This is a genomic window from Mesorhizobium sp. M1A.F.Ca.IN.020.06.1.1 (assembly GCF_004023265.1).
Taxonomy (GTDB): domain Bacteria; phylum Pseudomonadota; class Alphaproteobacteria; order Rhizobiales; family Rhizobiaceae; genus Mesorhizobium.
Genome location: NZ_RZSR01001127.1, coordinates 1 through 1,722 on the forward strand (window position 1 = coordinate 1; position 1,722 = coordinate 1,722).

The following is a 1,722-nucleotide window of genomic DNA, read 5'->3' on the forward strand; positions in this document are numbered from 1 at the left end:
ACCGTCAACAGGCGCACGTCGGGAAACTCGGCTTTGTATTTGGCGGCCACTGCTGCGTCGCGGGCCCGCAGGCCGTTGCGGGCGGCAATGTCCTGGCCCTCGGGCGAATAGAGGAATTCGAGATAGGTCTTGGCGAGATCGCGGCTACCGTGCTCGTCGGCGATCTTATCGACGATCGCCACCGGGAATTCGGCCAGCAGGCTGACTGAAGGCGTGACCTGCTCGAACTTGTCGTCGCCATATTCCCTGCGGATGCCGCGCGTTTCGGATTCGAAGGTGATCAGCACGTCGCCGATCTCGCGCTGCACGAAGGTGGTGGTGGCGGCGCGGCCGCCGGTGTCGAAGATCGGCACGTTGGCAAACAGCTTGGCGATGAACTCCTTCACCTTGGCGTCGTCGCCCTTGAAGGCTTCCTTCGCGTAAGCGGTGGCAGCGAGATAGGTATAGCGGGCATTGCCTGATGTCTTCGGGTTGGGGAAGATCACCTGCACGTCGTCACGCACCAGATCGTTCCAGTCCTTGATGTGCTTGGGATTGCCGGCACGAACAAGGAAGGACGGCAGCGAATAGAAAGGCGATGCGTTGTCTGGGAAATCCTTCTGCCAGTCCGCGGAGATCAGACCCCTCTTGACCAGGAAATCGACGTCGGTGACCTGGTTGAAGGTGACGACGTCGGCTGCCAAACCTTCCGCGATGGCACGAGCCTGCGCCGAGGTTCCGGCGTGGGACTGATCGACGGTCACGCCGGGATGCTCAGCGATGAAAGCCTTGTTGATGTCGGCAAACAATTCGCGGCCGACGTCGTAGGAGGCATTGAGCAGCTTGTCGGCCGACCAGGCTTGGGAGGACGCGAGGACGACGAAGCCGGCAAGCGTGGCAATACCCAGCAATAAGCGCTTCATGAAAACGGTCCTCCTCCAGACAATCAGAACTATGGTGTGACCATAAAAAGGAAAGCCTGGCTGCGCGAGGCACGCGGTCCGGGGGACGCACGAGCAGCGGGAAAATCTCCCGCCCGAACAGCCGCTTGGTAGGACTTTCTTCCAACCTGATTCATCGCGGCTCCTCTACCGGGCGCCCGGACGTGGCAGGCGGCAAATAGGTCAGGAGGCCGGGAAAAGCTTCCAGCGCCTCGGCCTGAAAGCCACCCGGCTCTTCTGTGCCGCCGGATGGTCGACCGGCAGCTCGATCTCGACGCGCTGACGCTCGCCGCCGATCTCGAGCTCGACCCGCCTTGTGCCGGCGACGCGGCGGCTGGCGGCGACCGTCCCGGCAATGCAGCCGCTGCAGCCGTCGAGCAGCTCGACATCGTGCGGACGAAAGTAGAGCAGGGCCTCTCCCGACGGCGCATGCGGCGCCTGCAGACCGACCGGCCGGTCGGCCAGCCAGATCTCGCCATTGTCAACCTTGACCGGCAGCGAGCTCGATTCGCCGATGAAGCTGTAGACGAAAGGCGAGTTCGGCGTGTCGTAGATCTCGTCGGCCGAGCCGACCTGCTCGATGCGACCTTGGCTCATGACGACAACGCGGTCGGCGAGTTCGAGCGCCTCCTCCTGGTCGTGGGTAACGAAGACCGTGGTGTGGCCGGTGGCGTCGTGGATTTCGCGCAGCCAGCGGCGCAACTCGCGGCGCACCTGCGCGTCAAGGGCGCCGAATGGCTCGTCGAGCAAAAGCACCTTGGGCTCGATGGCCATGGCGCGAGCGAGCGCCACGCGCTGGCGC

General features: G+C 63.8%; 2 protein-coding genes. Both read right to left on the reverse strand.

The window, feature by feature from the left end; translation table 11 throughout:
- Positions 1-902, reverse strand: a 902-nt coding sequence (locus EOA60_RS31680) for a sulfate ABC transporter substrate-binding protein (protein ID WP_128312530.1), incomplete at its 3' end; no start/stop codon positions are given.
- Between the two features lie 201 nt (positions 903-1,103).
- Positions 1,104-1,722, reverse strand: a 619-nt coding sequence (locus tag EOA60_RS31685; RefSeq protein WP_206628345.1) for a TOBE-like domain-containing protein, incomplete at its 5' end; no start/stop codon positions are given.